This is a genomic window from Brevibacterium luteolum (assembly GCF_025147615.1).
Lineage (GTDB): Bacteria > Actinomycetota > Actinomycetes > Actinomycetales > Brevibacteriaceae > Brevibacterium > Brevibacterium luteolum.
Genome location: NZ_JALXPM010000073.1, coordinates 1 through 8617 on the forward strand (window position 1 = coordinate 1; position 8617 = coordinate 8617).

At 67.2% G+C, this 8617-nt stretch carries 8 protein-coding genes and 1 tRNA gene; 2 read left to right on the forward strand and 7 right to left on the reverse strand.

Annotated features, from left to right (window positions below):
• Positions 1-190: 190 nt before the first annotated feature.
• The 5 genes from pth to M3C25_RS12720 all read right to left on the reverse strand — a co-directional run bounded on the left by pth (position 191) and on the right by M3C25_RS12720 (position 4508).
• Positions 191-784 carry an aminoacyl-tRNA hydrolase gene (pth, locus tag M3C25_RS12700; RefSeq protein ID WP_170275014.1) on the reverse strand — a complete coding sequence of 198 codons (594 nt, stop codon included), beginning with the start codon at positions 782-784 and terminating at the stop codon, positions 191-193.
• A 225-nt stretch (positions 785-1009) separates the two neighbouring features.
• Positions 1010-1687, reverse strand: a complete 678-nt coding sequence (locus tag M3C25_RS12705; RefSeq protein WP_259857111.1) for a 50S ribosomal protein L25/general stress protein Ctc — start codon at positions 1685-1687, stop codon at positions 1010-1012.
• A gap of 279 nt (positions 1688-1966) precedes the next feature.
• Positions 1967-2941: a ribose-phosphate diphosphokinase gene (locus M3C25_RS12710; protein ID WP_259857113.1), complete on the reverse strand. Its 975-nt coding sequence runs from the start codon at positions 2939-2941 to the stop codon at positions 1967-1969.
• Positions 2941-4398 carry a bifunctional UDP-N-acetylglucosamine diphosphorylase/glucosamine-1-phosphate N-acetyltransferase GlmU gene (glmU, locus tag M3C25_RS12715; protein ID WP_259857115.1) on the reverse strand — a complete coding sequence of 486 codons (1458 nt, stop codon included), beginning with the start codon at positions 4396-4398 and terminating at the stop codon, positions 2941-2943. The genes M3C25_RS12710 and glmU overlap by 1 nt, the downstream gene beginning before the upstream one ends.
• A gap of 38 nt (positions 4399-4436) precedes the next feature.
• Positions 4437-4508 (reverse strand) — tRNA-Gln (locus M3C25_RS12720).
• 75 nt (positions 4509-4583) lie between these two features.
• Between M3C25_RS12720 and M3C25_RS12725 the strand changes: the two genes are divergently transcribed.
• Together M3C25_RS12725 and pcrA are read left to right on the forward strand one after the other, a co-directional pair.
• The gene (locus M3C25_RS12725) at positions 4584-4985 is read left to right on the forward strand and encodes a hypothetical protein (protein WP_259857117.1); all 402 of its coding nucleotides are present in this window, start codon (positions 4584-4586) and stop codon (positions 4983-4985) included.
• Between the two features lie 126 nt (positions 4986-5111).
• Positions 5112-7691: a DNA helicase PcrA gene (gene pcrA / locus M3C25_RS12730; protein WP_259857119.1), complete on the forward strand. Its 2580-nt coding sequence runs from the start codon at positions 5112-5114 to the stop codon at positions 7689-7691.
• 121 nt (positions 7692-7812) lie between these two features.
• Here pcrA and M3C25_RS12735 read toward each other — a convergent pair whose 3' ends face one another.
• On the reverse strand, positions 7813-7995 hold the full coding sequence (locus tag M3C25_RS12735; RefSeq protein WP_102163146.1) for an antitoxin: 183 nt from the start codon (positions 7993-7995) through the stop codon (positions 7813-7815).
• A gap of 156 nt (positions 7996-8151) precedes the next feature.
• Positions 8152-8385, reverse strand: a complete 234-nt coding sequence (locus M3C25_RS12740) for a hypothetical protein (RefSeq protein ID WP_239557067.1) — start codon at positions 8383-8385, stop codon at positions 8152-8154.
• Between the last annotated feature and the right edge of the window lie 232 nt (positions 8386-8617).

Sequence of the window (8617 nt, forward strand, 5' to 3'; positions counted from 1 at the left end):
GGCAGCGCCACGCCGTGTCCTGGAATCACTGATCCACACCCTCAATTACGAAGAGCCGCCAAACGCAGAGCTGACCAAAGTCAGAAAAGTTGTTCATGGTTGTGGCGCCGGAAACCATGAACAACTTTTCTAACTTTCGCAGCAGCCCACATTAGCCAGCGGCCTTGGCCTGAGGCGCAGTCTCAGCCCTTCAGCGGGAGTGGTACTTCTGCTGGGTCTCCGTCAGCCCTTCGGTCACGAGCATCTCGACGGCATCGGCGAGATCGCTGATGAACATCGGCAGGGTCTTCTTCTCATCGGTGCTGAAGGGCCGCAGCACGAACGAGGCCGTGTCCATGCGGCCCGGCGGGCGGCCGACCCCGGCCCGCACCCGCAGGTAGTCCTTGGTGCCGAGTGCCTGGGTGATCGAGCGCAGCCCGTTGTGCCCGCCTTCTCCCCCGCCGCGTTTGAGTTTGATGGCGTCGAAGTCGAGGTCGACGTCGTCGTGGACGGCGATGAGGTTGGCCGCGGGCACTGAGTAGAACTTCAGCAGCGCCTGCGTCGGCCCTCCGGTGACGTTCATGTAACCCAGCGACTTCGCCAGCACCACGCGCGGTCCCGGCCTCCCGCCGATGCTGCCGAGCCGGCCCATCGCCGCGACCGCGCCGTGCTTGGTCTTGGTGAGGTTGAGGCTCATCCGGTCGGCGAGTTCGTCGACGGTCATCTGGCCGATGTTGTGCCGGGTCGGGGCATACCGCGCCCCGGGATTGCCCAAGCCCATGACGAGCCACGTCTCATCGGCCATCGCCGTCCTCCTTCGTGATCGCCAGCTATGATCCTGCCGGTCATGTCTACGGTAGCGAGTGAGTGAGCCTCGCGTGGCTTAGATCAGGCTTACCTGTCGTGCCTGACCGGGCCCGAGGCGGTGGTGGGGTGAATGCCGCAGCGGCAGGTCCCCGGGTGGGAACCTGCCGCTGCATGCTCAGAGGTGAGCCGGCGCTCAGCTCGGCGTCTCAGCTGGGTGAGAGGATCACTCCTCGTCGCCTCCTTCAGCCTCGGCGTCACCGCCCTGGGCCTCGGCGTCACTCTCAGCCGGAGCACCGGTGGCTGCAGCGACCTCTTCATCCACCGCGTCGGACTCGAGTTCGGCCTCGAGCTGCTCTTCGGAGAGCTCAGCGGAGATGTTGACGATGAGCAGCTCGGGATCGTCGACGAGTTCGGTGCCCTTCGGGACGGTGACGTCGGAGGCGTAGACGTGCTCGCCGACCTCGCGGCCCTCGATGGAGACTTCGACGGACTCCGGCAGACTGGTGGCTTCAGCCAGCAGGCGGATGACCTGGTTGTCGATGGAGACGACGGTACCGGGTGCAGCTTCGCCCTCGACGACGACCGGGACCTCGACCTCGATCTTCTCGCCGCGCTTGACGATGATGAGGTCGAGGTGCTCGATGTTCCAGGTCACCGCGTGACGCTGGATGTCACGGGCGATGGCCAGACGGTTCTTCGAGCCGTCTGGGCTTTCGATCTCGAGCAGGGCGTTGGGCATCTTCATCGCCATCATGGTGGCGTGGCCGTCGAGTGCCAGATGGATGGGGTCCTCGCCGTGGCCGTAGAGGACAGCAGGAACCTTGTCTGCGCGGCGGAGCCGGCGGGCAGCGCCCTTGCCGAAGTCCTCGCGGCGTTCTGCGATGAGCTTGAAGTCAGCCATTTTCTTCTCCTTCGTGATGTGAGCACCACGGCGGACGAGCCTCGTGGTCGCTCCCGGGCCGGCACCGAGGTGGTGGCGGCGGCGCTGTGCGCCGGAGAAGGGGGCTTACGAGAACCGCGTCGATCACGGAAACATGGGTTTCCCTCGCCGAGGTAACTCATCAAGGATACTCGCCTGGCGCCTCCGCGGCAAAACGACTCCGGCACCTCGGCGGCAAACCGACTGCGGCGCCCCGGCCGGTGCCGGGACGCCGCAGGGAGCCCGAGAGTCAGGCGCAGGTCATTCGATCTCGAACAGGCTGGTGACCGAGCCGTCTTCGAACACCTCGTGCACGGCGCGGGCGAGCAGCGGGGCGATCGAGAGCACGGTGAGCTTGTCGAACTTCTGCGAGTCCTCCAGCGGCAGCGTGTTCGTCACGATGACCTCGGAGGCGCACGAGTTCTTCAGCCGCTCGACAGCCGGGCCGGAGAAGACGGCATGGGTGGAGACGATGACCACGCCCTTCGCACCGGCTTCCATGCAGGCATCGGCGGCCTGGACGATGGTGCCGCCGGTGTCGATCATGTCATCGACGAGCACCGCGGTGCGTCCTTCGACGTCGCCGACGACGCGGTTGGCCTTCGTCTGGTTGGGCCGGTTGATGTCGCGGGTCTTGTGGATGAAGGCCAGCGGCACGCCGCCGAGGGCAGACGACCAGTTCTCGGCGACTTTGATGCGGCCGGCGTCCGGGGACACGACAGCCAGTTCGCCCGGATGGTTCTGCTTGACGTAGTCGGCCAGGATCGGCAGGGCCACGAGGTGGTCGACCGGTCCGTCGAAGAAGCCCTGGATCTGCGCGGTGTGCAGGTCGACGGCGATGAGCCGATCGGCGCCGGCGGCCTTGTACATGTCAGCGACGAGACGCGCGGAGATCGGCTCGCGGCCGCGGTGCTTCTTGTCCTGGCGGGCGTAGGGGAAGAACGGGGCGATCACGGTGATGCGCTTGGCTGAGGCGCGCTTGAGCGCATCGACCATGAGCAGCTGCTCCATCAGCCAGTCGTTGATCGGGGCGCAGTGGGACTGCATGACGAACACATCCGAGCCGCGCACCGACTCGGAGTAGCGGACGTAGATCTCACCATTGGCGAAGTTGTAGATGTCGGAGGGCAGCAGTTCAGTGCCCAGACATTCAGCGACCTGCTCGGCCAGCTCCATGTTCGCCCGGCCGGTGACGAGGACGAGCTCCTTCTCACCGGCTGCCGTAATCTTATTCACTACTCCGACTCCTTCTGCGTTTGCTGAGCAGCCTCGGCAGCCTGGGCGGCAGGCGTACCTGGACGGTTCTTCACTACCCAGTCTTCAACATTGCGCTGAGGTGCGACCGTGATGGCCAGCGCCCCAGGCGGAACATCCTTGCGGATCACGGTGCTCGCTCCCGAGTAGGCGCCGTCGCCTACTGTGACGGGGGCGACGAACATCGTGTCCGAGCCGGTGCGGCAGTAGGAGCCGATGGTGGTGTGGTGCTTGTTGATGCCGTCGTAGTTGACGAACACGGAGGCAGCGCCGATGTTGGTGTACTCCCCGATCGTCGCATCGCCGACATAGGACAGGTGCGGGACCTTCGAGCCGGTGCCGATCTTGACGTTCTTCGTCTCGACGAAGGTGCCGATCTTGCCCTCGGTGCCCAGCTCAGTGCCCGGGCGCAGGTAGGCGAAGGGCCCGACGTTGGCGTTCTCGCCGATGACGGCCAGCTGGCCGTGGGTGCGCACCACCTGGGCGCCGGCGCGCACTTCGGTGTCCGTCAGCGTCGTGTCGGGTCCGATGACCGCACCCGAGGCGATGTCGCAGGCCCCGTAGAGCTGCACGCCAGGCAGGATGGTCGCGTCGGCGGCGAGCACCGCATCGGCGTCGATCCACGTAGTGTCGGGGTCGACGACGGTGACTCCTGCGCGCATCCAGTTCTCGATGACGCGCTTGTTGAGCTCCTTGCCCAGCTGGGCGAGCTGCACACGGTCGTTGGCTCCCTCAACCTGCCAGAAGTCCTCGATCGCCCGGGCGGCGACAGCCCCGCCGGCGGCGCGGGCGATGCCGATGACATCGGTGAGATACTTCTCGGCCTGGGCGTTGTCGGTCGAGACCTGGGCAAGCGATTCGCGCAGCACGGTCGCATCGAAGGCGTAGATACCGGAGTTGATCTCCGTGATCTGCTTCTCCTCGGCGCTGGCGTCTTTCTCCTCGACGATGCGTTCGAGGTTGCCGGCGGCGTCGCGGACGATGCGCCCGTAGCCGTGCGGGCGGGCGACCTCGGCGGAGAGCACAGTGACCGCCCCAGAGCGCTGCTCGTGGAAGTCGACGAGGTCCGAGAGCGTCTCAGCGGTCAGCAGCGGCACGTCGCCGTAGGTGACGACGATGGTGCCGGTGAGGTCTTCGGGCAGCTGGGTGAGCGCGCATTCGGCGGCGCGTCCGGTGCCGGGGATGTCGTCCTGGTCAGCGACGAGCACCTGCCGGTCGATCGCCTCGGCAATGGCCGAGACATGCTCGGCGACCTGCTCACGGGCGTGCCGGAGGACGACGACGAGGTGCTGGGGCTGGGCACCAGCGGCGGCATTGATCGCATGGTGGAGCAGCGACCGGCCGCCGATCGGATGCATGACCTTCGGTGTGGCGGATTTCATTCTCGTGCCTTCGCCGGCGGCCAGCACGATGACGGCTGCGGGGCGGTTGACGGGCATGTTCACTCCTTCATCCGGGTGGCCGGATCGTCGACGCGCTCCGCCCATAGGATTCGAACCTATACTGCACGGCTCCAAAGGCCGGCGTGCTGCCATTACACCAGGGCGGATCATGCAGTCCCGGCCGCCCGCAGACCCCGGGGCCGCGATCACTCGGGCACAATCTTGCCACTAGAATGAAGCCTATGGAAATTCTTCGCGATATTCTCCTGTTCCTGCACCTGCTCGGCATGGCGATCATCATCGGCGGTTATTTCGCCGCGATCCGCCGGCCCCGTGTCATGCCCGGCATGCTGCACGCCGCCTACCTCCAGCTCATCACCGGCATCGGGCTCGTCGGCGTCATCGAGATGGCCGGTGACCCGTCTGCCGCCTTCCACATGAAGGTCGGCATCAAGGCGCTGCTGGCCATCGCCGTGGCCGTCACCGCGTTCATCGGCAACCGCAAGCAGAAGCGCGCCCACGCCACCGCAGGTGCCGGCGAACCGGCCGCTGCGACCGGCCCGGAGCCCAGCGCCGGCCTCGCCCACGCGACGTTCGCACTCGCCCTGCTGGCGGTGCTCGTCGCCGTGTTCGTCAACGTCTGAGCCGACTGCCGCTCAAGGAGATGCCGGCGCCCCGCCACGGGGTACCGGCATCGTCGTCTTCTCCCCCGCGCCCGAGGCGGTCGGCACCTTGGCCGTGTCTGGCCCGGTTGGTAGATTGCTAAGACCATGTCTTCACTCTTCGAGTTCCTCAACACCGCCCCGGATTCTCCTCCGCCGCACGCTGCGCTGCCGGAGATGCCCGTGCCAGAGGCGCCGGCTGACTTCGCTGACATCGCCCACCCGGCCGATGACCCGGGTGCCGACGGTGAACCCGGCGTGCCCGAGGCGGCAGGTGAGACGGGGGCGACAGGCGCCCACCGCCTCGGCGCCGGTGACCCGGCCGAGCTGCTCGATGGGCTCAATCCCGAACAGTCTGCTGCGGTCACGCATGCCGGGTCGCCGCTGCTCATCGTCGCCGGTGCCGGTTCGGGCAAGACGACGGTGCTCACCCGCCGGATCGCCTATGCGCTGCGCACCGGGCGCGCTCATCCCGGTCAGGTGCTGGCGATCACGTTCACGAACAAGGCCGCCAAGGAGATGCAGGAGCGCATCGGCGCGCTCATCGGCCCGCAGGCGCGCGGCATGTGGGTGTCGACGTTCCATTCGGCGTGTGTGCGCATCCTGCGGCGGGAGGCGAAGACGCTGGGCATGAAGTCGAACTTCGCCGTCTACGATGCGCAGGATTCGCTGCGGCTCATCACGCAGGTCGCCCGTGAGGCCGATGTCGATGTCAAGCGCTTCACCCCCAAGTCGCTGCAGCACCGGATCTCGGCGCTGAAGAACGACCTCATCACCGCTGAAGACTGTGCCGGGCAGGCGCGGATGGACAATCCGGCCGATCAGGCCCTCGCCGAGGTGTACCGCCGGTACGCTGAGCGGCTGCGGCTGGCCAATGCGTTCGACTTCGATGACCTCATTATGGAGACGGTGCATCTGCTCGGCGCCTTCGCCGACGTCGCCGCCTACTACCGCAGCCGGTTCCAGCACATCCTCGTCGATGAGTATCAGGACACGAACCCGGCCCAGTATGCGCTCATCCGGGCGTTGGCCGGGGCTGATGCCGATCATCTCTCGGCGGAACTGACCGTCGTCGGCGATGCCGATCAGTCGATCTACGCCTTCCGCGGGGCGACGGTGCGCAACATCGTCGAGTTCGAAAAGGACTTCCCGCAGGCGCGTACCATCCTGCTGGAGCAGAACTACCGGTCGACGCAGAACATCCTCTCAGCCGCGAATGCGGTCATCGCCAACAATGAGGGCCGCAAGGACAAGCGGCTGTGGACGGCTGCCGGTGACGGTGCGCCAGTCGTCGGCTGGGTGGCCGAGAACGAGCAGGCTGAAGCGCAGTTCATCGTCGACCGGATCGATGAGCTCATCGACCAAGGCGACACCGTCTACGGCGACTGTGCGGTGTTCTACCGCACGAACGCCCAGTCCCGTGCGATCGAGGATGCGCTCGTGCGCGCCGGCATGCCCTACCGGGTCGTCGGCGGCACCCGGTTCTATGAGCGCAAGGAGATCAAGGACGCCCTCGCCTACCTGCGGGTGCTGGCGAACCCGGCCGATGACGTCAACCTGCGCCGCATCATCAACGTGCCCAAGCGCTCGATCGGCGACCGGACGGTCGCGATGCTCGGTGCGTTCGCCGAACGCGAGCGGGTGACCTTCTTCGAGGCGCTCGAACGCGCAGACGAGGTGCCGGGGCTCTCCAGCCGGGCGAAGGGCCCGCTGGAGAAGTTCCGGGCGCTTTTCGCAGACCTGCAGTCGACGGCAGAGGGCGCGCAGGTCGCCCGCGTGCTCGAATCGGTGCTCGAGCAGACCGGGTATCTGGCCGAGCTGCAGGCCAGCACAGATCCGCAGGACGAGTCGCGGGTGGACAACCTCGCCGAGCTCGTCGCCGTTGCCGAGGCCTTCGATGCCCGCGGTGAGGGGGCGACACTCGATGACTTCCTCGAGCTCGTGTCGCTGTCCTCGGATGCCGACCAGATCCCGGATGAGGAGTCCGGGGAAGTCACGCTCATGACCCTGCACACGGCCAAGGGTCTGGAGTTTCCGACCGTGTTCCTCACCGGTATGGAGGACGGCAGCTTCCCGCACCAGCGCTCCTTCAACGATCCGTCAGAGATGTCCGAGGAGCGCCGGCTGGCCTATGTTGGGCTGACACGTGCGCAGAAGCGGCTCATCCTCACGCGCGCGGAGACCCGCAGCATGTGGGGCCAGCCGCAGTACAACCCGCCCAGCCGGTTCCTCACCGAGATCCCCGCCTCGCTCATCGAGTGGGAGAGCACCGGCACCCTGTCAGCCGAGGCCCTCACCGCTGCCTCCGGCGGTTCTGGTGCTGGCGGGTTCGGCAGTTCGTACGGCGGCAGGTTCGGCAGTTCGTACGGCGGCGGGTCCACCGGCGGCTCCTACGGCGGCGGGTTCACCGGCGGGTCGGGCTCGTTCCGCTCCAACTCGGCGGCCGAGCGCAGCTCGTCGTCGCGTGCGGCGTCGAAGTCGCCGGGCACCGGGTTCCCCAACCGCATCCGGCCCAACCGCGAGGTCGTCCAGGTCGCTGCCGGCGACCGGGTTTCGCATGATTCCTTCGGCCTCGGCACCGTCATCGAGGTCAAGGGCAGCGGTGACAAGACCGTCGCCGTCGTCGACTTCAAGTCGCTGGGCACCAAACGGCTGCTCATGCGCTATGCCCCGGTCGAGAAGCTCTGACGGATCCGAGCAGCCTCGGGCGCGGTGGACACGACGCAGGCCCAGCACCGTACGGTGCTGGGCCTGCGTGTCAGTCTGGGCCTGAATCAGCCCGTGATCTGCGTGTCGGTTTACAGGGGCGTCACTCGTTGCCGAGCTTGCCGTCTGCGGCATCCCGGCCCTTGTTGATCTGGTCGTCGAACTTGCCGCCGGAGGCATCCGAGGCCTTCTGCGACGCCTGGTCGAGGCCCTTGTCGGCGGCCTGCTCGCCCTTGTCCGAGTTCACCGCGTCCTTCGCCTTATTGCCGAGGTCTCCGAGTCCCATATCAAACTCCTTCTCAACATCGCGTCCCGGTCAGGTGACCGGCTGTGCACTCCACCTTTGCAGGTCAGCGTCCGGCTGTAAAGGATCTCGCGCGAGTGGAAACGCTGTGTTCACGCCGTCTTCACCCAGCCGCCGGTGCCTGGCCGCGGCGGTGGGTCAGTGGCCGGGGACGACGAGGCTGAGTCCGGCGAGCGCACCGGCGAGGATGAGGATGGTGATGACGTCGGCCCGGCGCGGCCGGTTGACCCACATCTCCCCGAGTGGGCCGGGCAGCATCCGCAGGCCCGCCAGCAGGAACAGGCCGGCGGCCAAGGTCAATCCGCCCAGCCGGAAGCTCAGCAGCGCAGCGGCTGCTGACAGGACGATCCAGATGAGGCTGGCCAGCAGCACCCAGTCGCGGCGGGTGGGGTTGGAGTAGCGGCGCTTCCAGTAGATCCAGCGTTTGGAGAACCAGTTGCGTCCGCGCCCGCGCGGCAGGGGCTGGCGCTGATGGCGCGGGGACTGCTCGGCAGCCGTCGACCCCCGCGCCGGCGGGGGGGCGCGGCGGCGGCGGGGGGGGGGGGGGCGGGGGGGGCCCCTGCATGCCCTCGGGTTGTCCGAGGGCGCCTCCGGCAGTATGTCC